The sequence below is a fragment of the Paracoccus sp. KKT209 genome, from assembly GCF_055635455.1.
Map to the genome: position 1 here is coordinate 234,290 of NZ_CM145758.1, position 20,993 is coordinate 255,282.

A 20,993-nucleotide genomic window follows, 5' to 3' on the forward strand; every position below is an offset into this window, starting at 1 on the left:
CTTCGTTGCTCAAATATCCTCGGGGGTGAGGCCGCCTGCGGCCGAGGGGGCAGAAGGCCCCCTGTGCACCGTGAATTCCAGCGCGCCCTCGTCCAGCTCGCGCATGGCCACCATGGCATGTCCGCCCTGCCGGCAGAAATGCGGCACATCGACCGCAGCCATCGGATCGGTCGCGATCAGCCGCACGGTCGCGCCCGGCGGCAGCTCCAGAAGCACCTTGCGCAACCGCAGCACCGGCAGGGGGCAGAGCAGCCCGCGCGCATCCACCCTCCGCTCAACTGTCATGGGACGTCCGCGAATCGGCCCAGGCACCACTCCGCAAGGTCGGCGGGCGCAACCTGCACCGCCAGTTCGCCCGCAAAATCCAGGAACGCCTCGCGCTGCTGGCGCGGCACATAGAGGACCACCGGCAGGCCTGCGGCCGCGGCCTCTGCGATCAGGCTGCGAAAGCCCCGGCCGATGGCCTCCTGCCGGCCGAACTTGGGCACGACGACGACATCCGCCCCCCGCAGATGCGGCGCCGCCCGCGCCACGGCCTGTTCCAGCGCGCCCGTGTCCAGCCGGCACCCCGAGGCGCCCGGCCCCAGGGACTGAGAGATGCGGATCGGCGCGCCCTCGTCCCCGATGACGATCATGTCCATGTCGCAGGGGCTGTCCGGCCCGATCTCCAGGTTGCGCTGCACCGCGCCGGCCAGCCGCAGCCCGCGTGCCTGCAGGGCGCGGGCCACATCCTCGACCAGCCGGTCGGCCTGGCCGGGGGCGGCGGTCTCGTCCATGGTGAACCATGCCAGCATGGGGTTCCTTTCCTTCAGACGCCGCTGTCCAGCGCGAATTTCATCAGCCCGTTGATGCCGTCCACGCCCAGCTTCTTCTTCAGCGCGGACGAGGTATTGGCCGCGGTCTTGTAGCTGACGCCAAGCCGGTCCGCGATGGTCTGCAGACCGTGGCCCTGCCCGATCAGGGTCAGGACCTGCCGCTCCCGGTCCGACAGCGCGCCCAGGGGGTCGTCGGCCGCCCCGGCCCGCAGCGTCGCCAGCGCCATCGCCTGCTTGGGCGCCAGGTAGAATTCGCCCGCCTCCAGCCTGCGGACCGCCTCGCGGAAATCGGCGGGCGGCGCGTTCTTGGACAGAAAGCCCTGCGCCCCGGCCTGCAGGGCGCGGGCGGCAAAGCCTGTCTGGTCGTTCATCGAAAAGATCAGGATGCGCCCCGCCGGCGCCGCGGCCTTCAGGGGCGCCACCAGGTCCAGACCCCCGGTGCCGGGCAGGCTGATGTCCAGGACGATCAGGTCCGGCGCGGGGTCCGTCGCCAGCTGCGCCAGCGCCTCCTCGCCCGACATGGCCTGGCCCACGGGGTCATAGCCCAGGTCGCGCAGCAGGCGGCTGGCGCCCAGATGGGTGATCGGGTGGTCGTCGATGACCAAGGCGCGTTTCGTCACGTCGTCGTCCTGTTCCTCTCCACCGCCCGGCGCGGCAGCCGGGCCAGCAGGCGCGTTCCTGCCCCGTCCGATTGGACGGCCAGATTCCCGCCCAGCAGGGTGATGCGCTCACGCATTCCCGTCAGGCCCGTCCCCTCGCGCCGGTCGGGGGCAATGCCCTGGCCATCATCGGACAGGATCATGCGCCAATGCGCCGGATCGGTCCAGAGCCGGATCGTCACCGACCGCGCCGCCGCATGGCGCAGGGCATTGGTCGTCCCCTCCTGCAGGATGCGGAACAGGGTCAGGGCCGTCGCCTCGTCGGGTTCCGGCAGGCCCGAGGCGATCTCCAGCGCGAACCGGGTGTCGGGAAAGCGGCGGTTCAGGTCGTCGACGTAGTCGGCCAGCACGGTGGGCAGGGGCAGCTGGCCCACCGCCATCGGGCGCAGGTCGTTCAGCAGCGCCCGGTTCACGCGGGCGATCTGTTCCGCGATGTCCGCGATCTGGGCGGCGGACTGGGCGGTGGCCGCGTCCGGGGCCGCCTCGCGCAGCGCATCCGCCTCGACCCGAAGGCCAAAGAGACAGGGCCCCATTTCGTCATGCAGGTCACGGGCGATGGCCATGCGTTCGGCATCGGCGCGGGCGACGATCTGCTGCTGCAGCCGGCGGCGGTCGGCCTGGGCCTGTTCCAGCGTCTCGGCCAGCCGGTCCACGTGCCGGGCCAGCGGCGCCAGTTCGGGCTGGGGCAGGGGGCCGATGCGGGTTTCCAGATCGCCCCGGATCAGGTCGGACAGGCGCGTGGCGATGGTGCCGACCGGGCGCAGCGCCTGCCGCACCGCCCAGGCAATCAGCAGCGCCTGCAGGATCGCCGTGACCAGCGCCAGGGTCATCAGGTCGCGCATGTCGCGCCAAGCGCGGGCGATCTCGGCCGCCGGGTCGCCGGTGATCAGGACATAGCCGCGCGGGCGCCCGCCCACGACCACCGGCAGGCGCATCTCCTGCGGGTCGGGCGCCACCAGGGCCGCGAACCAGTCCGGCCGGCGCAGGGCCGGGTCCGGGGGGCCGGGCGGCTGGCGCAGCGTTCCGTCCAGCGCGTCCACGACGCCGATGCGGGCGTGGTGCGGCTCGGTCAGCCGCTCGGGCAACAGCGCCATGATCCGGTCGGGCGGCACCGCCCCCTGCATCGTGCCGATCGTGGCCAGGACCAGGTCGCGGGCGGTCTGCGCACCCATGCGCGTCTCGGTCGCGATGTCGCGCCTCAGCCGGTCCAGGCTGCCGGCCGCCAGAACGCCGATCAGCAACAGCTGCATGGCCAGGATCACCAGAAGGATGCGGGTGCGAAGCGTCATGGCGCCAAACTGGCCCCGCGCGCGGGCGGCGGCAATGGGCGACGTGCCCGGCCCTGGGTTCAGGACCCATTTCGCCGCTTTCCTGTCCCGCCGGCCAAGGCTAGACAGGGGGAATGAGCGATTATGACGATCTGGCGGCGCGCATCCGCGCCCTTTGCGACGGCGAGACCGACGAGGTCGCGCTGATGGCGACCGTGGCCTGCGAGCTGCATCATTCCGACGACCGGTTCGACTGGACCGGCTTCTATCGCGTGGTGGGCCCTGACCTGCTGAAGATCGGCCCCTATCAGGGCGGTCACGGCTGCCTGGTGATCCCGTTCTCGCGCGGGGTCTGCGGGGCGGCGGCGCGCAGGCGCGAGGTCCAGATCGTTCCCGATGTCGAGGCCTTTCCCGGCCATATCGCCTGTTCCAGCAGCACCCGGTCGGAAATCGTTCTGCCCGTGCTGGGCCGGGGCGGGCGGCTGATCGGCGTGCTGGACATCGACAGCGACCGGCCCGACGCCTTCGATGCGCGCGACGCCGTGGCCCTGGGCGCGATTCTGGAGGAGGTTTTCGGTGGCACATGAGGTCAAGGGGCACTGCCTGTGCGGTGCCGTGCAGTTCAGCGGAACTTGGGTGGATGATGCCCTGCGCGCCTGCCATTGCGGCCAGTGCCGGCGCTGGTCGGGCCATGTCTGGGCGGCGGCCGGGGTCCGGGACCTGCAGGTCAGCGGCCCGGTCCGCTGGTTTGCCTCCTCCGAGGCGGCGGAACGCGGTTTCTGCACTGAATGCGGCAGCGCGCTCTTCTGGAAGCGCCGCGACGGGACCGAGGTCGATGTCGCCGCCGGCGCCCTGAACCAGCCGACCGGCCTGACGCTGGAGGCGCATATCTTTGTCGCGGACAAGGGCGACTATTACCCGATCGGGGATGGCCTGCCGCAATGGCCGCAGGAGGCCCCCGAATGATCTGGGACACGCTGGCCAGCATTCCCGCAGGCCAGTTGATGGCCTTTGTCGCGGGTGGGCTGGTCCTGAACTTTGCCCCCGGTCAGGACGTGTTCTTTGCCAGCGCCTGCGGCATCCAGGGCGGGCCGCGCGCCGGGGCCTGGGCGGGGTTCGGCGTGGGCCTGGGCGTGCTGATGCATGTGACCCTGGCGACCGTGGGCCTGGGGGCGCTTGTGGCCGCCCATCCCGAGGCGCTGCGGGCGATCAAATACGCGGGCGCCGCCTATCTGCTGTGGCTGGCCTGGAAAAGCTGGCGGGCGGGTGATGTCGACCCTTCGGCCCGCGGCAGCGTCCGGGTCTGGAACATCATCCGGCGGGGCTTTCTGTCCAACGCGCTGAACCCCAAGCCGGTGCTGTTCCTGCTGGCCTTCCTGCCGCAGTTCACCAACCCGGCCTGGGGTCCCGTCTGGCAGCAGATCCTGGGGCTGGGGCTGATCTTTGCCTTTACCGGGACGCTGGTCACCATGGGCTATGGGATCGTGGGCGGCGTGGCGGGTCACGTGATCGGCAAGCGCCTCGGGCTGGTCAACAAGATCGCGGCGGTGATGTTCGCGGGGCTGGCCGTCCGCCTCGTGGCGAAATGACCGAATTCGTCTATGCTCCGCCATCCGATGCGCCGGTGGTCATCCATGCCGATCACGAGGTGCTGGTGGTGGACAAGCCATCGGGCCTGCTGTCGGTGCCCGGGCGCGGCGAGGATCGGGCCGATTGCCTGATCGCGCGGCTGCGCAAGGCCTTTCCCACCGTGCTGCTGGTCCACCGGCTGGACCTGGACACGTCGGGGGTGATGGTCTTTGGGCTGACCCCGCATGCACAGCGCACGCTGTCGCGCCAGTTCGAGGAGCGGGTGGTGAAAAAGGCCTATGTCGCCCGCGTGGCCGGGAAGTTGGAGCCAAAGACGGGAAGGGTCGATCTGCCGCTGATCGTCGACTGGCCCAACCGCCCCCGCCAGAAGGTCGACCATGTCGAGGGACGCCCGGCCCAGACCGACTGGCGGGTGATCCGCGCCAACGATGACGAGACGCGGGTGCGGCTGATGCCCGTGACCGGCCGCAGCCACCAGCTGCGCGTGCACATGGCCCAGACCGGTCACCCGATTCTGGGCGATCCACTATATGCGACCGGGGCTGCGGCGGATCACCCGCGCCTGATGCTGCATGCCGAAAGCTTGCGCTTTCGCCATCCCGACAGCGGCGTGCAGATCGGCTTTTCCGCGCCGGTTCCCTTTTAGGAGCAGCCGCTCTAGGCTTGGGCCGAGGGTCCGCGCAGGCGCCGCGCCAGCCAGCGGGCGATCCAGGGAAAGACCGCCAGCACCGCGACGATGGCGATGATGCGCGGCCCCGCGATCTCGGCGATCTGGTCGATCTCGGCCAGTTCGGTGCCGGCGGCGGACAGGATCACCTTGTTGGGCAGGACGCCCAAGGCGCTGATCGCCGCGAACACGCCGATCCGCATGGAGCTGAGGCCCGACAGCAGGTTCAGCAGGAAGAAGGGCAGTGCCGGCGCCAGCCGCAGGCTGAGCAGCGCCAGTGCCCCGTCCCGTTCCACCATCCGGTCCAGTTGCGCTACCCTGCGCCCCAGCAGGCGCCGCACCCGGCCGGTCAGCAGGTGGCGCGCGGCCAGGAATGTCAGCAGCGCGGCCACGATCGTGCCCGACCAAACCAGTGCCAGTCCCAGCCAAAAGCCGAAGAAGGCGCCGCTCGCCAGCGACATCGCCACGACGACCGGCAGCGGCAGCGCGCCCCCCACCGCCAGCAGCGCCAGGAAGGCCAGGGCCGCCAGTCGGGGGTTGCGGGCGCGCCATCCCTGGCCCTGCTCGATCAGGTCATGCAGCGCGCCCAGATCCGACTGCAGCGCCGGCAGCGAAGGCCAGAGCCACAGCGCCAGGGCGGCCAGCCCCAAGGCAGCCAGCGCCGCCAGGATGATCAGGCGGCGCCGCCGCATGGCTTGGGCTCAGCTGTCGGCTTCAGGATACCACTCGGCCACCACCACCTCGGTGCCCGAGCCGCCTTCGGTCACCAGGCGGGTGAACTCCTCCAGGTCGCTGTCGCGGTGGTGATAGGGATAGACGACGTCCGGGGCAAAGGCGGCGACCGCCTCGGCCGCCTGCTCCACGGTCATGGTATAGGGCAGGTTCATCGGCAGGAAGGCCACGTGGATGTCGGTCAGCGCCCGCAGTTCCGGCGTGTCCTCGGTGTCGCCCGCGATCAGGAAGCGCTTGCCGCCCAGGGTCAGGATATAGCCGTTGTCGCGCCCCTCGGGGTGATACTGCAGGCGGTCCTCGGTGATGTTGTAGGCGGGGATCGCCTCGATCTGGATGCCAAGTGCCTCCTGGCTGTCGCCATTGGCCATGACCGTGCTGCGCGACTTCATGGCGTCGGGCAGCATGTCGTGGACGGCCTGGTTGGCGATGATCGGCACCTTGGGCAGGGCGTCCAGCGTGGGCTGGTCGTAATGGTCGCCGTGTTCATGCGTGATCAGGATCAGGTCGGGCGCGGGCAGGCCGGCATAGGCCTCGGCCCCGCCCACCGGATCGACCAGGATCACCCCGGCCGGGGTTTCCAGCACCATACTGGCATGGCTGACGGGATGGATCACCACTTCTCCACCCTCGACCGGGTAGCGGTGGTCCTGGGGCGCGTCCTGTGCCTGGGCCAGGGCGGGGATCAGCGCGCTGCCCATCAGGGCGGCGGCCAGCTTCAGTCCGGTGCGGCGGTTCAGTCGCATGGGAGATCCTTGTACCGAGGGGTGGGTAACAGCACGGAACACGGCATGCCGCGCGCCGGTTCCCTTCCTTGCGGCCTGCGTTTTCGTGACCTACACCTGCAGGCGACAGGGGTCGCAAGGAGGTGGGGATGACACATCTGTGGGTCAGGGCGGAAAGCCGTCCGAACGAGGATCGCGTGGGCATCACGCCCGCGGGCGTGTCGCGGCTGATCAAGCAGGGCATGACCGTCACGGTCGAGGAAAGCCCGCGCCGGGTCATCCCGACCGAGGCCTATGCCAAGGCCGGCGCCGCCATCGCGCCCGAGGGCAGCTGGCCCACTGCACCGGACGACGCAATCATCTTTGGCCTGAAGGAGCTGCCCGAGGACGGCACCCCCCTGCGCCACCGCCACATCATGTTCGGCCATGCCTTCAAGGGCCAATCCGCGGGCAAGGCCCTGCTGCGCCGCTTCAAGGAAGGGGGCGGGACACTTTATGACCTGGAATACCTGACGGATGACGCGGGACGGCGGCTGGCGGCCTTTGGCTATTGGGCGGGCTATGCGGGGGCGGCCGTGTCGCTGGACTGCTGGGTCGCGCAGCAGTCGGGCGGGATCTGCGGGCCGGTCGGCGCCTATCCGGACAAGCATCACCTGCTGGACGCGCTGCGGGCGCATCTGGACGCGACCGGCCGTCCGCGGCCCCGCGCCATCGTGATCGGCGCCAAGGGCCGGGTCGGGTCGGGCGCATGCGACCTGCTTTCCCAGATGGGGGTGTCGGTGACCAGGTGGGACATCGCCGAAACGGCCCATGGCGGACCTTTCCCAGAGGTGCTGATGCACGACATCTTCATCAACGCGATCCTGGCCCAACCCGGCGCGCCGGTCTTTGTCCCGGCCGATGCCACCGGGCCGAACCGGGCGCTGACCGTGATCGGCGACGTGGCCTGCGATCCGACCAGCGACTTTTCCCCGATCAAGGTCTATGACCGCACGACCAGCTGGGACCAGCCGGCGCTGCGGGTGGCCGAGGTGCCGCCGCTGGACGTCGTGGCGATCGACAACCTGCCCTCGATGCTGCCGCGCGAAAGCTCGGAGGATTACGCAGCCCAGCTGCTGCCGGTGCTGGAGGGGCTGGATGCGCCCGAGACCGGCCCCTGGGCGCGGGCGGGCGCGCTGTACCACGACCATGCGAAAGAGGTCTGAGATGAACATCCACTGGGTCGGAACCGGCCTCAGCGCGATTCCCGGCCTGCGCCGCCTGATCGATTCGGGCGCGCCGGTCTTTGTCTGGAACCGCACGGTCGAAAAGGCCCGCGCCGAGGTCGGCGACCTGACCGGCGAGATCCGGGAATATTCCCCCGAGGCGCTGGAGGCTGTCGTCAGCCGGGGCGATGTGGTCGTGTCGATGCTGCCCGCCGACCAGCATGTGCCGCTGGCGCGCATGGCCATCGCCAAGGGGGCGCATTTTGTCAGCTCCAGCTATGTCTCTCCGGAAATGGCGGCGCTGGACGCCGAGGCCCGCGCGGCGGGCGTGGCCCTGGTGAACGAGGTCGGGCTGGACCCGGGCATCGACCACCTGATGGCCCATGACCTGGTGGACGATTACCGGCAGGTCGCGCAGCCGGGCGACGTGGTGCGCTTTACCTCCTATTGCGGCGGTGTGCCGGCAAAGGCCAATCCCTTCCGCTACAAGTTCAGCTGGTCGCCCCTGGGCGTGCTGCGGGCGCTGCGGTCGCCGTCGCGGTCGCTGCGGGGCGGGGCGGTGCGCGACGTGGCCCGTCCCTGGCACGCGATCGAGGCCTATCAGGCGCCGCTGCCCGAGCCCGAAAGCTTCGAGGTCTATCCCAACCGCGACAGCCTGCCCTTCGTGCGGCAGTACGGTTTCGACGAGGCCTGGGACGTGCAGGACTTCGTTCGCGGAACCATCCGCCTCCAGGGCTGGCAGCAGGCCTGGACGCCGGTCTTTTCCGAGATCGAGACGCTGGAGGGTCCGGCCGGCGAGACGCGCCTGCGCGAGATGGCCGACCAGTTCTGGCGCGAGAACAGCTATGCCGAGGGCGAGCCGGACCGTGTGGTGCTGTTCGTGGCGCTGCGGGCCGAGCGCGGCGGCGAGGTGATCTGGGACAAGGAATGGGTGCTGGACGCGCAGGGCAATGACCAAGGCAGCGCGATGGCGCAGCTTGTCTCGGTGCCCGTGGCCCTGGCGGTCGAGGCCCTGCGGGAGGGGCGCCTGCCCACCGGCGTGCAGGCCGCGCCCCATGATCCCGCGCTGGTCCGCGACTGGCTGGACAAGGTGGCGGGCATCGCCCAACACATGGACAAGGTCGATCACCTGGCGTGACGGCTTTGCCGCCCCCGCCCCTGACGTGTTCGTGACGCGGGGGCGCGGAACGTCGGCGCGGCTTGGGGATTGTTAGGGCACAATCCCTGACCAGACCCGAGAGGACGACACAGATGCCCGCATTGCGCCGCCCGACGACAAGCCTGATCACCCTTGCCGCCACCGGCCTTCTGGCCTCTCTGGCCTCGGCGCAGGATTTCAACGCGACGCCGCCGCATGGCGCGGCCTATGACCAGACCCCCGCCTTCAAGAACCAGACCCGCGCCCCGGCGCTGGAGGGCGATATCGCCCTGACCCGGACGGTGCTGGCCGAGGGGCTGGAGCATCCTTGGGGGCTGGTGCAGCTGCCCGATGGCCACTGGCTGGTGACGGAACGGCCCGGACGGATGCGGGTCGTGTCAGCTGAGGGGCAGCTGTCAGACCCGATCGAGGGCCTGCCCGAGGTCGACAACCGCGACCAGGGCGGCCTGCATGACGTGTCGATCGCGGATGATTTCGCCGAAACGCGTCGCGTCTGGTGGACCTATTCCGAGCCGCGCGGCGACGGCAGGAACGGCACCGCCGTGGCCACCGGTATCCTGTCCGAGGACCGGACCCGGCTGGAGGATGTCCAGCGCATCTGGCAGCAGCAGCCGGCTTGGGCCTCCACCAAGCATTTCGGCGCGCGCATCGTGCATGACAGCGAGGGCCATATCTTCGTGGGGCTGGGAGAGCGTTCCGACCCCGAGCCGCGGCAATATGCGCAGGACCCGCAGGCGACCTTGGGCAAGATCATCCGCATCGATGCGGTGGACGGCACCCCGGCCGGGGCCGGGATCGAGGGCGCGCTGCCCGAGATCTGGTCCATGGGCCATCGCAACATCCAGGGGGCCGCGATGGGTCCCGACGGACAGCTGTGGATGAATGAACACGGCCCCAAGGGCGGCGACGAACTGAACCTGATCGAGGCCGGCGGAAATTACGGCTGGCCGGAGGTGACCTATGGCGTCGACTACAGCGGCGACGAGATGGGCGTGACCCAGAAGGAGGGCACCGTTCAGCCGGTCTATTACTGGGACCCTTCGCCCGCCCTCAGCGGCATGGTCTTCTATGACGGCGACATGTTCCCCGAATGGCAGGGACAGGCCCTGCTGGGCGGGCTGCAGTCCCAGGACGTGATCCGCCTGAAGATCGCAGATGAAAAGGTCACTGGCGAGGACCGTCACCTGCAAGGCATCGGCCGCGTCCGCGACCTGGAGGTCGCTCAGGACGGCGCCCTGGTCCTGATCACCGATCACGAGAACGGCCAGATGGTCCGCATCACCCCGGAAGGGTAGGCGCGGCCCGGGCCCAGACTGTTGTGTCAAGAGTAGTCGGGGCGGCCTTCGGGCTGCCCCATTTTTTCGTCCTCAGACCTGCCGCTGCAGGTCGTTCTCGATCTCGCCCGGAGAGATGCCCAAGGCCTCCAGCCCGGCCTCCAGCAGGTCGGCCAACCGGGGTTCCCCCATCAGGTAATCCTCGGTCGGGATGCTGCGTTCGACGCGCGCGGTTTCTATCGCCTCGGACAGTTCCTCGGGCTCAAAGCTGTCGCGGCCGATCCACATCACCGCCACCAGGCTGGCCTGTTCGTCCTCGTTCAGGTTGGCGATGAAGTCGTGCAGCTCGGTGCGGGTGCCATGTTGTCGGCCGCTGCCCTGGTGCGCCCAGGCATTGACGCCGCTGTCATAGTCGCGGGCACGGATGATGATATGGGCAATCTTGTCGGCGGCGATCTGCAGCATCGGTCCTTCCCCCGTTGGAACCTGCACGCCAAGCATCGCGCCGCCCGGGGCCTTGCGTCAAGCGGGCGCTGTCAGCCCTGCCTGCCGAACAGGCGCTCGATATCCGAAAGCCGCAGCTTGACCCAGGTCGGCCGCCCGTGGTTGCACTGGCCGGACCGTGGGGTGCGTTCCATCTCGCGCAGCAGGGCGTTCATCTCCTCGGCGGTCATGCGCCGCCCCGACCGGACCGACCCGTGGCAGGCCATCGACGACAGGACCGCATCGATGCGCGCCCGCAGCCGGTCCGAACTGCCCTGATCGGCCAGGTCGTCCAGGATGTCGCGGATCAGCGCGGCCGCGTTCAGGCGGGTCAGCATGGCCGGCGCCTCGCGCACCGCCACCGCCCCGCCGCCAAAGGGCTCGATCACCAGACCCAGCCGGGCCAGATCCTCCGCGACGGACAGGATGCGGTCGGCATCGGCCTGCGGCAGCTCGACGATCTCGGGGATCAGCAGGACCTGGGAGGCGATGCCCTTGGCCTCGGCCTGCGCCTTCAGGCGTTCATAGACCAGCCGTTCATGGGCGGCATGCTGATCGACGATCACCAGCCCGTCGGGCGTCTGCGCGATGATGTAGTTCTCGTGGATCTGCGCGCGGGCGGCCCCCAGGGGCGCCTCCTCGGGCGTGCTGTCCTCGACGGCATCATAGCGGGCCGAGGGCGCCTCGGCGAAACCGGCTGTCGGGGCCTGCAGGTCCAGCGCGGCGCGGATGGCCGGACCCGAGGGCGTCACGGGCCGCCAGGCCGGGGCGGCCGGTGCCGGGGGTTCGGGCCGGAGCGCCTCCAGCGTCGCCTGGCCCAGGGTTTGCGACGCGCGATGCCCCGCATGCGCCATCGCGTGGCGCAGCGCGCTGACCAGCAGGCCCCGCGCCGCCTGCGGATCGCGAAAGCGGACCTCGGCCTTTGCCGGGTGCACGTTCACGTCGACCAGCTGCGGATCGCAGTTCAGGAACAGCACCACCGCCGGATAGCGGTTGGCCGCCATCACGTCCATGTAGCCCGCCCGCAGCGCCCCGGTCAGCAGCTTGTCACGCACCGGCCGGCCGTTGACGTAAAGATGCTGGGCGACCGCCGCCCCGCGCGAATAGGTCGGCAGCGCCGCAAAGCCGGTCAGCGCCAGGCTGTCGCGTTCCGCGTCGATGGGCAGGGCGTTGTCGACGAACTCGCCCCCCATGATGCGGGTCAGGCGGGTGGTCAGCGCTCCGAACAGCTCTCCCTGCTCGGCATCGGCGCGAAAGATCTCGCGCCCGTCGGCGGACAGGCAGAAGCCGACATAGGGTTCGGCCATGGCCAGGCGGCGGACCACCTCGGCCACGGCCTGGGTTTCGGCCCGTTCCGTGCGCAGGAACTTCAGCCGGGCGGGCGTGGCAAAGAACAGGTCGCGCAGTTCCACGACCGTGCCGCGATTGGCGGCGGCCGGGCGCGGCGGGGTCAGGCGGCCGCCCGTGACGGCGATGACCGCGCCTTCGCCCCCCTGCACCCGCGAGGTGATCGTCAGCCGCCCGACCGCGCCAAGCGAGGGCAGCGCCTCGCCGCGAAAGCCGAAGCTGGTGATCGCCAGCAGGTCCGTACCGTCGATCTTGCTGGTGGCATGGCGCGACAGCGCCAGGGGCAGGTCGTCAGGCGTCATGCCGCAACCGTTGTCACTGACGCGGATCAGGCGCTTGCCGCCTTCCTCGATGCAGATCTCGATCCGGGCGGCGCCTGCGTCCAGCGCGTTCTCGACCAGTTCCTTGACGGCAGAGGCCGGGCGTTCCACGACCTCACCGGCCGCGATGCGGTTCGCGGTGGCCTCATCCAGTTGCCGGATGATCGGCCGTATGTTGGGGGCGTGGCTGTTCATGGCCCCAAATCTAGCAGGCCCATGCCGCCGCCGCCAGAGATTCGTGGGCGTCCGATACGACCGCGCCGCGCCCCGTCGGGGCGCGGCGCCTGTGGCATCCCTGGCTGCGCCTCACTCGGCGGCGGGTTCGGCCGGGGTCTCCTCGATCCCCTCGGGGCGGCCCACCAGCACAAAGCGCAACTGGTCGGTGTCCAGCATCTCCCCGGCCACGCGCGCGACATCCTCGGCCGTCACCGCCTCGACCTTCTCGTTGCGCGTGTTGATATAGTCGATCGGCAGCCCGATCAGCTGCATCCCCGAGAGGATCGAGGCGATGCGCCCGTTCCCGTCAAAGCGCAGCGGATATTCCCCGGTCAGGTAGGTCCTGGCATCCGCCAGCTCCTGCTCGGTCACGCCCTCGGACATGCGGCTCCATTCCTGGCGGATCAGGTCGACCGCCTCGGCAGTGGTGGCGTTGGACCCCGCCATGCCGCCCTGCCAGGTCTGGCCGTAAAGCCCCGAGGCCAGGCTGGTGCCCACGCCATAGGTCAGCCCGCGCTTTTCGCGGATCTCCGCCATCAGGCGCGAACTGAACCCGCCGCCGCCCAGGATGTGATTGGCCACGAAGGCCGCAAAATAATCGGGATGGTCGATGGGCAGGCCGGGCCCGGCAAAGGACACCACCGTCTGCGGGCTGTCCCAGTCGATCACCGTCACGCCGCCGGTCAGCTGCAGCTCTGCCGGCTCGGGCAGGGGGGCCGTCGCCTGTTCGGGCAGCCCGCCCAGGATCCGGTCCAGCAGCGGGCCCAGTTCCTCGGCGCTGATGTCGCCCGCGGCCCCCACGATGACCCGGTCGCGGGCCAGGGTGCGGTTCTTGGCCACCACCAGGTCCTGCCGTCCGATCGAGGCGACGCTTTCGCGCGTCCCGTTGATCGAGGTCGCATAGGGATGGTCGCCCCAGGCCTGCTGCGCCATCTCCTTGGCGGCGATGCTGTTGGGATCATTGGCCTCGGACCGGATGATGGCCTGCACCTGGGCGCGCACCCGCTCGACCGCCTGATCGTCAAAGCGCGGCTGCGTCAGGGCCTGGGCCAGCAGGTCGGCGGCCTCGTCGCGCGTCTCGCTCAGCGCCTGAAACCCGACCGAGATGGAATCGTCGCCGGCCTCGAAGGACAGCCGCGCGCCCAGATCCTCAACCGCCTGCGCAAACTGAGTCGCATCGCGGGTGCCGGCGCCCTCCTCCAGCAGGCCTGTCATCAGGTTGACCGCACCGCGCTTGCCCGACGCGTCCATGCTGGCGCCGCCCTTGAACTGGATGTCCAGCGCGACAAAGGGGATGCTGTCATCCTCGACCAGCCATGCCTGGATCCCGCCCGGAGAGGTGACCTCCTGGATCTCGATGGCCTGGGCAGGCAGGGCGATCAAGGCGATCACGGTGGCGATGGCGGCGCGGATCATCCTTGGACCTCGGGGCTTTGGGGTGCGGGGGCGGGCTGTTCGGGGTTCGGCGGGGTGGCGGCAGGCGGGGCGGGCGGTCCGGCCTCGGCCTCCGCCTCGCCGGGCAGCAGCCAGCCGGTGACGGTGCCCGGGCCGGACAGGACGTCGCGGGCCGCGGCCATGACATCCTCGGAGGTCACCGCCCCCAGGATATCGGGCCAGTCGTTCACGTCCTCGACCGTCAGACTGGTGGAGAGGCCCTGGCCGTAATCATAGGCCCGCCCATGCGCGGAATCGCGGGCATAGATCTGGGCGGCACGGATGCGGGTCTTGACCCGCTCCAGGTCGGCCTGGTCCGGGCCGCGCTCCAGGAACTTGGCCAGCGCGGCATCCAGCGCGGCCTCGGCCTCCTCCGGGGTCGAACCGTCGGCCGGGACCAGGGACAGCCTGAACTCCGTCCGGTCCAGCGACAGTCCGTCATAGCTGGCCCCGACCCACAGCGCCTTGCCCGGCAGCACCAGTTCGCGCCCCAGGACCGAGGTCTGGACCGACCCGCCCAGCAGTTCGGCCAGCACGGTCAGTGCCGCGGCCTTCTGCTGCTGGCCTGGATCGCGTTCCTGCGCCAGCACGCTGCGGGTCATCTGCGGCTGCGCCACGCGCGGGTCCGTCATCTCGATCCGGCGCGTGGTGCGCTTGGGCGGCTCCTGCGGGCGGATGCGGGGCGCGGCCTCTCCCTTGGCGGCAATCGCCCCGTAATGCTCCTCGGCCAGGCGCCGGACCTCATCGGCCGACACGTCCCCGGCGATGACAAGGATCGCCTCCTCGGGGGAATAATGCGTGTCGTACCAGGCGATCGCATCCTCGCGGGTCAGCGCCTCGATCTCGTCGCGCCAGCCGATGATCGGGCGGCCATAGGGGTGGTTGTCATAGACCAGCGCGTTCATCTCTTCGGCGAACAGCGCGCGGGGATCGCTGTCGACCCGTTGCGCGCGCTCCTCCAGCACGACCTGCCGCTCGGCCATCCAGTCGTCATCCGAGATGGACAGGTTGGCCATCCGGTCGGCCTCCATGTCCATGACCAGGGGCAGGCGGTCGCTGGCGATGCGCTGGAAATAGGCCGTGTAATCCCAGGAGGTGAAGGCATTGTCGCTGCCGCCATTGGCGGTGACGGTCTTGGACAGCTCGCCCGCCTCCAGCCGGTCGGTGCCCTTGAACATCAGGTGTTCCAGGTAATGGGCGATGCCGGACTTGCCCGGCTGCTCGTCGGCGGCGCCGATCTTGTACCAGACCATCTGCACCACGACCGGCGCGCGGCGATCTTCGATCACGACGGTTTCTAGCCCGTTCGGCAGGGTGAAGTGGCTGATGCCCTCCGGCATCTCGGCCAGGGCGGGCAGGGCCGTCAGCGACGTGGTCAGCGCCAGGGCCGCGGCCAGGGCGGGACGGAATGCGGGACGACACATGTTTGCGGCAACCTCCTCTTGCTGCCCGAAACTTGGACCGGGGGCCGCGGGCGTGCAAGCGCCCCTCGCGGGAATGTGCGGCGCGGCGGATGCGGCGCCGGGGCGCAGCTTTCCGGATCCCCGCCCGCTTCGATGGGGCCGGGATCGTGCCCCGGCGCCCCAGGCAGCGGGTTCAGGCCGTCAGGCGCAGCGGCAGGCAGGTCGGGCCATGGGCCTGCAAACCGGACTTCCACGTCACCGGCCCGTCCAGCGCAAGACCGGGCGCGCGGGCCAGAAGGGCAGTGAACAGGATCTCCATGTTCAACCGCGCCAGGTTGTTGCCCAGGCAAACATGCGGCCCCGCGCCAAAGGCCAGGTGCACGTTCGGGCGCCGCGTGATGTCCAGCCGGTCGGGCATCGGAAAGGGTGCGGGATCGCGGTTCGCCGCCGCATAGAGCAGGCCGAACTTGCTGCCCCGCGGCCAGTCCTGTCCGCAGATCGTCAGGTCCTCGGAGGCATAGCGGTGGAAGAAGGGCAGCGGCGCGGCAAAGCGGAACATCTCCTGCACGGCCTGCGGCATCAGGTCGGGATGCGTGCGCAGCAGCGTCAGCTGGTCGGGATGGGTCAGCAGCGCGTGCAGCCCGCTGCCCATCACGTCGATCGTGGACCCGTGCCCGGCATGCAGGATCTGCATGATCGTGGCGATCAGCTCGTCATGGGTCAGCAGGCCCGCCTGCTCGGCCTCGATCATCGCCGACATCAGGTCGTGCCGCGGGCGGGCCCGGCGGGCGGCGTGCAGATCCTCCAGCACTTGCGCGAAAAGCCGCGTGGCCTCCTCGGCGCGGGCCTTCTTGGTCGGGGTGCGGTCGATGTCGAAATAGCTGACGACGTGGTCGGACCATTCCGTCATCTGCGGGGCCAGGGCGGGTTCGGTCCCGATCAGGTGGCCGATCACCTGCCCCGGCAGATGCGCGGCCAGGTCGGCCACGAAATCGATCCGGCCCTGCGGGATCAGCCGGTCCAGCGCCGCATCCACCCAACCCGTCACGAAGCCCCGCAGGCTTTCCAGCCGGGTCTTGGTGAAGAAGGGAAAGACCGCGCGCCGCAGGCGGTCATGGTCCGGCCCGTCCGTGTCCAGCATCGAGGTCTGAACATAGCGTTCATGGAACGGCATGTCGTGGAAGTTGCCCGCGACCTGAAGCCGGCGCACCTCGTCGGGCGGGCAAAAGGCAGCGGGGTCACGCACCATGCGCCGGTCCAGCGCGATCGCCCTGACATCCGCCATGCGCGCGGCCAGATGACCGTCAAAGCCCGGCCAGAAGGGCAGGCCCGGCTGCGCCCGCAGCGCGGCATAGGCCGACCAGGGATCGGCCCCGAAACCGGGCGCCGACGGATCGAAGTCGGCCGTCATCAGCGGGCGGCGGGGGCGGGCGCGGTCGAGGTGATGGCGCCGGCGCGCTGCCAGCGCAGCTGTTCGGCCGCGGCGTCCAAGGTCATGGGCACATAGGCACGCAGATAGGCCGAGGTGCCGAACAGCCGCTCCAGCGGGCGGCGGCTGTTGCGCGCCCGCCATTCGGCGTCGGACTGGGCCAGCCGGGCGCGGATCTGCGGGTCGGTGCCAAGGCGGCTTGCCTGCGCCACCAGCGCCTGGTCGGCCGCGCCGATGCCCTGGTCGGCCAGGCGGGCCGGGTTGCCGCCCAGGGCGGCAACCGCGTCGCCCTGCGGGTTGGGGTCGGTGATGTTCGTGCCGCCCGGCGTGGGCGCCGGCAGCACCGACAGGTCGGGCGGCATCGACAGGGCGCGGGTGGGCAGGATCGCGAATTCATCGGGGCCCGACTGGTCGGCCTTGATGTTGTTCAGCTGCGAGCCGCCCGAGCAGGCCCCAAGGCCCGTCACGATCCCCAGTCCGATCACCAGCGCCAGCGTCCGCATGTCCTGCCCCCTTGTGCTTTGCGCCGTTCTAGCCCGGTTTTCCGTCGCCGTCACGGGCTTGATCGCGCGATGCCTGCTGGGACTTGTCGAACAGGTCCCCCTGCCGCGCCTGCGGCAGGAAGGGCTCCTGCGGCTTGGCGGGCGCGGCGCCCTTGGGCTGCGCGGGCCGGACCTTGGGGGTGCCGGTGCCACGCTTGCGGGCGGGGGGCGTCGTCTCGGGCTTGTTCTGCGGCATCAGGACCAGGCCGATGGCACCCGCAAAGATCGCGATGTCGGCCACGTTGAAGCTGAAGGGGTTCTGCCAGCCCGGCACCGACATGTTCAGGAAATCGGCCACCGCGCCGTAAAGGATGCGGTCCACGACGTTGCCAAGTGCGCCGCCGATCAGCAGGCCCGCCGCCACCCGGGCAAAGCGCCCCAGCGCCGCGCGCCAGACCCAGATCCAGACCCAAATGCAGATGGCGACCGCGATCCCAACCAGCACCCACCGCATCACGTCCTGTTCCGAGGACAGCAGCCCGAAGTTCACGCCCTGGTTCCAGGCCATCCGCAGGTTCAGCCAGGGCGGCAGCACGTCGATCTCGCGCAGGCGGTCCAGCTGCATGACGTGGACAACCAGGTATTTCAGCGCCTGGTCCAGCACGAAGATGGCCGCCGCCACCCAGGCCACCAGGCGCATGCCGCTGCGGGGGCGCGCATCGGGATGATGCCCGCGGGCGGCGTGCGGCGGGGTGGCCGTCCGTGGCGGGGCGGCGCGGCTGGCCTTGGGGGCGGCGCCCTTGGGGGCGCCCTTCTGCGGGGCGCGGGCCATCAGTGGCGGAAATGCCGCTGGCCGGTGAAGACCATGGCCAGCCCAAGCCGGTTGGCCGCCTGGATCACCTCGTCGTCGCGCATCGAGCCGCCGGGCTGGATCACGGCGCGGGCGCCGGCCTCGGCCAGCGCCTCGATGCCGTCGGCAAAGGGAAAGAACGCGTCCGACGCCACGGCCGAGCCGATGGTCAGGGGCTGGGCCAGGCCCAGGGCCTCGGCCATGTCCTCGGACTTGCGGCGACCGATGCGGGTGCTGTCCACGCGGCTCATCTGGCCTGCGCCCACGCCGACGGTGGCGCGGTCCCTGGCATAGACGATGGCGTTGGATTTCACATGCTTGGCGACGGTCCAGGCGAACATCAGGTCGGCCAGTTCGTCCTGCGACGGCTGGCGCTCGGTCACGATCTTCAGGTCGGCCGGCGCCACATGGCCATTGTCGCGGCCCTGGATCAGCATGCCGCCCGAGACCTGCCGAAAGGTCAGCCCCCCTGCCCGCGGATCGGGCAACCCGCCCGTGGTCAGCAGGCGCAGGTTCTTTTTCGCGGCAAAGATGCGGCGGGCATCCTCGTCGGCGTCGGGGGCGATCACGACCTCGGTGAAGATCCTGACGATTTCTTCCGCCGTGGCGCCGTCCAGCGGCTGGTTCAGCGCGATGATCCCGCCAAAGGCCGAGGTGCGGTCGCAGTCAAACGCCCGCTTGTAGGCTTCCAGCGCGGTCGCGCCACGGGCCACGCCGCAGGGGTTGGCGTGCTTGATGATCGCGCAGGCGGGACCGTCGGCGGGATCGAATTCGGCCACCAGCTCAAAGGCCGCGTCCGTGTCGTTGATGTTGTTGTAGGACAGCTCCTTGCCCTGATGCTGCTTGGCGGTCGCCACGCCCGGGCGCGCGTCGCCGGTGACATAGAAGGCCGCCTGCTGGTGCGGGTTCTCGCCATAGCGCAGCCCCTGGGCCAGCGTGCCGGCAAAGGCCCGGCGGCGGGGCGTGGTCTCTCCGATGGCATCGGCCATCCAGGTGCTGACGGCGGCGTCATAGGCGGCGGTGCGGGCATAGGCCGTCTGCGCCATCCGCTGGCGGAAGGGCAGGGTGGTGCCGCCATTCGCGTCCAGTTCCGCCAGGACCGCGTCGTAATCCTGCACGTCCACGACCACGGTGACGAAGCCGTGGTTCTTGGCGGCGGCGCGGATCATCGCCGGGCCGCCGATGTCGATGTTCTCGATGCAGTCGCCGTATGCCGCACCCTTGGCCACGGTCTCCTCGAACGGATAGAGGTTCACGACCAGCAGGTCGATCGCGCCGATGCCGTGCTGCTCCATCGCGGCCACATGATCGGGGTTGTCGCGCAGCGCCAGCAACCCGCCATGCACCGCCGGGTGCAGCGTCTTGACGCGGCCGTCCATCATCTCGGGGAAGCCCGTGACATCGGCCACGTCGGTGACGGTCAGGCCCGCCTCGCGCAGCGCCTTGGCGCTGCCGCCGGTGGACAGGATCTGGACGCCGCGCGCGTCCAGCGCGCGGGCGAAGTCGATCAGGCCGGTCTTGTCGGAAACGGAGATCAGCGCGCGCTTGAGGGCGACGGGGTCGGTCATGGGGGCCTCGAGGATCTGGTTCCCCGCCCGATTACCGAAACCTCGCGCGAAGGTCCAGCGTCAGCCCGCCCCCCTTCAGCCTGCCTTGCGCAGCCGCGCCATGTAGAATCCGTCCATGCCGCCCCGGTCTGCCCAGTAATCGGGGCGCAGGCGCAGCCCGCCCTCTTCGGTGATCCAGGCGGGGTCGATGCCGGGCAGATCGGGGCGTTCGACGGTCAGGCCGGGATGGCGCGCCAGCGCCTCGTCGATCTGCACCTCGCCCTCGTCCGGGATCAGCGAGCAGGTGGCATAGACCAGCCGCCCGCCGGGCCGCAGCAGCGACAGGGCGTGATCCAGCAGCGCCGCCTGCAATTCGATCAGCTCGGCGATGCCATGCCCGTCGCGGATGAAGGGCAGGTCGGGATGGCGGCGGATGGTGCCCGTGGCCGAACAGGGCGCATCCAGCAGGATCGCGTCCAGCGGCTCGACGGGCCGCCATTCCAGCGCGTCGGCGGCGACCAGCCGGGCCGAAAGGCCGCAGCGGGCCAGGTTCTCGGTCACGCGCTTCAGGCGCTGGTCGCTGATGTCGACGGCGGTCACCTGCGCGCCGGCGGCGGCCAACTGCATGGTCTTGCCGCCCGGCGCCGCGCAGAGGTCGGCGATGCGTTCGCCCGGCTGCGGGTCCAGCAGGCGGGCGGGCAGGGCGGCGGCGGCATCCTGGACCCACCAGTCGCCGACGTCGAAACCCGACAGGGCGGACACCTGGACCGGCCCGTGCAGGCGCAGCGACCCGGTGGGCAGCATCTCGGTATCCGGCAGGACGTTGGCGCCCGGTTTCAGCGTCAGGTCCAGGGGGGCGCCCCGCTGATGCGCGGCCTCGATGGCGCGCATGACGCCGTCGCCATAGGCATCCTCCAGCGGCCCGCGCAGCCAGTCGGGCAAAGGCTGCGGCGGCAGGTCGGCCCAACCGGCATGGGCGGAGGCCTTGCGCAGCACGGCATTCACCATGCCGGCGGCGGCCTGCCCGCGCTTGCCAAGCGTGCGGGTCAGATCCACCGCGGCGCCCACGACGCCATGCGCGGGCGCGCCCAGTTCCAGCATCTCGACCACGCCCAGGCGCAGCACGTCGGCGATCTGCGGGGCCGGCTTGCGGCTGACCAGCGGTTCGATCACCGCATCGGCGCGACCCTGGTGGCGCAGCGTTTCCGCCGCCAGCCGCGCGGCGCGGGCCTGTTCGGCCACGGCCAGGCTGCGCAGCGCGCCCTGCTGGTCCGACAGGGACCGGCCCTCGCGCACTCCCTGGATCAATCGCAATGCGCCCCTGCGCGCCATATCGCCGCCCGGCTTTGCCAAAACGCTTTCCTTCGCCTACATGTTCGTCAAGACTGACC

The 20,993-nt window shown here is 70.3% G+C and carries 22 protein-coding genes; 7 read left to right on the forward strand and 15 right to left on the reverse strand.

Features of this window, described 5'->3' with window-relative positions:
* Positions 1-9: 9 nt before the first annotated feature.
* The 4 genes from ACZ2G3_RS01160 to ACZ2G3_RS01175 are packed head-to-tail and all read right to left on the reverse strand — an operon-like array spanning position 10 to position 2,763.
* Positions 10-285: a sulfurtransferase TusA family protein gene (locus tag ACZ2G3_RS01160; RefSeq protein ID WP_470397160.1), complete on the reverse strand. Its 276-nt coding sequence runs from the start codon at positions 283-285 to the stop codon at positions 10-12.
* The gene (locus ACZ2G3_RS01165; protein ID WP_470397161.1) at positions 282-794 is read right to left on the reverse strand and encodes a DUF2478 domain-containing protein; all 513 of its coding nucleotides are present in this window, start codon (positions 792-794) and stop codon (positions 282-284) included. Before ACZ2G3_RS01165 ends, ACZ2G3_RS01160 begins: the two co-directional genes overlap by 4 nt.
* A gap of 14 nt (positions 795-808) precedes the next feature.
* A complete protein-coding gene (locus ACZ2G3_RS01170; protein ID WP_419268783.1) occupies positions 809-1,435 on the reverse strand; it encodes a response regulator in 627 nt (208 codons plus the stop codon).
* Positions 1,432-2,763 (reverse strand): ATP-binding protein, encoded by a 1,332-nt coding sequence (locus tag ACZ2G3_RS01175; protein ID WP_470397162.1) that lies wholly within the window; start codon positions 2,761-2,763, stop codon positions 1,432-1,434. Before ACZ2G3_RS01175 ends, ACZ2G3_RS01170 begins: the two co-directional genes overlap by 4 nt.
* A 113-nt stretch (positions 2,764-2,876) precedes the next feature.
* Here ACZ2G3_RS01175 and ACZ2G3_RS01180 point away from each other — a divergent pair, with 113 nt between their 5' ends.
* From ACZ2G3_RS01180 to ACZ2G3_RS01195, 4 genes are read left to right on the forward strand one after another with little or no spacing between them, the layout of a single operon-like run.
* Positions 2,877-3,329: a GAF domain-containing protein gene (locus ACZ2G3_RS01180; protein WP_470397163.1), complete on the forward strand. Its 453-nt coding sequence runs from the start codon at positions 2,877-2,879 to the stop codon at positions 3,327-3,329.
* Positions 3,319-3,708, forward strand: a complete 390-nt coding sequence (locus ACZ2G3_RS01185; protein WP_470397164.1) for a GFA family protein — start codon at positions 3,319-3,321, stop codon at positions 3,706-3,708. The genes ACZ2G3_RS01180 and ACZ2G3_RS01185 overlap by 11 nt, the downstream gene beginning before the upstream one ends.
* On the forward strand, positions 3,705-4,331 hold the full coding sequence (locus tag ACZ2G3_RS01190; protein ID WP_470397165.1) for a LysE family translocator: 627 nt from the start codon (positions 3,705-3,707) through the stop codon (positions 4,329-4,331). The genes ACZ2G3_RS01185 and ACZ2G3_RS01190 overlap by 4 nt, the downstream gene beginning before the upstream one ends.
* Complete coding sequence (locus ACZ2G3_RS01195) at positions 4,328-4,978, forward strand: RluA family pseudouridine synthase (protein ID WP_470397166.1); 651 nt, start codon at positions 4,328-4,330, stop codon at positions 4,976-4,978. The genes ACZ2G3_RS01190 and ACZ2G3_RS01195 overlap by 4 nt, the downstream gene beginning before the upstream one ends.
* Before the next feature lie 11 nt (positions 4,979-4,989).
* On the opposite strand, the gene ACZ2G3_RS01200 is transcribed toward ACZ2G3_RS01195, so the two are convergent.
* Complete coding sequence (locus tag ACZ2G3_RS01200; RefSeq protein ID WP_470397167.1) at positions 4,990-5,691, reverse strand: TVP38/TMEM64 family protein; 702 nt, start codon at positions 5,689-5,691, stop codon at positions 4,990-4,992.
* A 9-nt stretch (positions 5,692-5,700) separates the two neighbouring features.
* On the reverse strand, positions 5,701-6,474 hold the full coding sequence (locus tag ACZ2G3_RS01205) for an MBL fold metallo-hydrolase (protein WP_470397168.1): 774 nt from the start codon (positions 6,472-6,474) through the stop codon (positions 5,701-5,703).
* Between the two features lie 128 nt (positions 6,475-6,602).
* Here ACZ2G3_RS01205 and ACZ2G3_RS01210 point away from each other — a divergent pair, with 128 nt between their 5' ends.
* From ACZ2G3_RS01210 to ACZ2G3_RS01220, 3 genes are all read left to right on the forward strand, one after another.
* Positions 6,603-7,658, forward strand: a complete 1,056-nt coding sequence (locus ACZ2G3_RS01210) for a saccharopine dehydrogenase (RefSeq protein WP_470397169.1) — start codon at positions 6,603-6,605, stop codon at positions 7,656-7,658.
* A gap of 1 nt (position 7,659) precedes the next feature.
* Complete coding sequence (locus tag ACZ2G3_RS01215; RefSeq protein ID WP_470397170.1) at positions 7,660-8,796, forward strand: saccharopine dehydrogenase C-terminal domain-containing protein; 1,137 nt, start codon at positions 7,660-7,662, stop codon at positions 8,794-8,796.
* A gap of 113 nt (positions 8,797-8,909) precedes the next feature.
* Entirely contained in the window at positions 8,910-10,112 is a 1,203-nt protein-coding gene (locus ACZ2G3_RS01220) for a PQQ-dependent sugar dehydrogenase (RefSeq protein WP_470397171.1), read from the forward strand.
* Between the two features lie 72 nt (positions 10,113-10,184).
* Here ACZ2G3_RS01220 and ACZ2G3_RS01225 read toward each other — a convergent pair whose 3' ends face one another.
* From ACZ2G3_RS01225 to ACZ2G3_RS01265, 9 genes are all read right to left on the reverse strand, one after another.
* A complete protein-coding gene (locus ACZ2G3_RS01225) occupies positions 10,185-10,556 on the reverse strand; it encodes a DUF3775 domain-containing protein (protein ID WP_470397172.1) in 372 nt (123 codons plus the stop codon).
* Between the two features lie 71 nt (positions 10,557-10,627).
* On the reverse strand, positions 10,628-12,436 hold the full coding sequence (gene mutL / locus ACZ2G3_RS01230) for a DNA mismatch repair endonuclease MutL (RefSeq protein ID WP_470397173.1): 1,809 nt from the start codon (positions 12,434-12,436) through the stop codon (positions 10,628-10,630).
* Between the two features lie 111 nt (positions 12,437-12,547).
* On the reverse strand, positions 12,548-13,873 hold the full coding sequence (locus ACZ2G3_RS01235) for a M16 family metallopeptidase (RefSeq protein WP_470397174.1): 1,326 nt from the start codon (positions 13,871-13,873) through the stop codon (positions 12,548-12,550).
* The gene (locus tag ACZ2G3_RS01240; RefSeq protein WP_470397175.1) at positions 13,870-15,315 is read right to left on the reverse strand and encodes a M16 family metallopeptidase; all 1,446 of its coding nucleotides are present in this window, start codon (positions 15,313-15,315) and stop codon (positions 13,870-13,872) included. The genes ACZ2G3_RS01235 and ACZ2G3_RS01240 overlap by 4 nt, the downstream gene beginning before the upstream one ends.
* 172 nt (positions 15,316-15,487) lie before the next feature.
* Positions 15,488-16,705: a cytochrome P450 gene (locus ACZ2G3_RS01245; RefSeq protein ID WP_470397176.1), complete on the reverse strand. Its 1,218-nt coding sequence runs from the start codon at positions 16,703-16,705 to the stop codon at positions 15,488-15,490.
* The gene (locus ACZ2G3_RS01250) at positions 16,705-17,226 is read right to left on the reverse strand and encodes a DUF3035 domain-containing protein (RefSeq protein ID WP_470397177.1); all 522 of its coding nucleotides are present in this window, start codon (positions 17,224-17,226) and stop codon (positions 16,705-16,707) included. The genes ACZ2G3_RS01245 and ACZ2G3_RS01250 overlap by 1 nt, the downstream gene beginning before the upstream one ends.
* 28 nt (positions 17,227-17,254) lie before the next feature.
* The gene (gene lspA / locus ACZ2G3_RS01255) at positions 17,255-18,037 is read right to left on the reverse strand and encodes a signal peptidase II (protein ID WP_470397178.1); all 783 of its coding nucleotides are present in this window, start codon (positions 18,035-18,037) and stop codon (positions 17,255-17,257) included.
* Positions 18,037-19,623 carry a bifunctional phosphoribosylaminoimidazolecarboxamide formyltransferase/IMP cyclohydrolase gene (gene purH / locus ACZ2G3_RS01260; RefSeq protein ID WP_470397179.1) on the reverse strand — a complete coding sequence of 529 codons (1,587 nt, stop codon included), beginning with the start codon at positions 19,621-19,623 and terminating at the stop codon, positions 18,037-18,039. Before purH ends, lspA begins: the two co-directional genes overlap by 1 nt.
* 75 nt (positions 19,624-19,698) lie before the next feature.
* On the reverse strand, positions 19,699-20,934 hold the full coding sequence (locus ACZ2G3_RS01265; RefSeq protein ID WP_470399004.1) for an RsmB/NOP family class I SAM-dependent RNA methyltransferase: 1,236 nt from the start codon (positions 20,932-20,934) through the stop codon (positions 19,699-19,701).
* Positions 20,935-20,993: the final 59 nt, after the last annotated feature.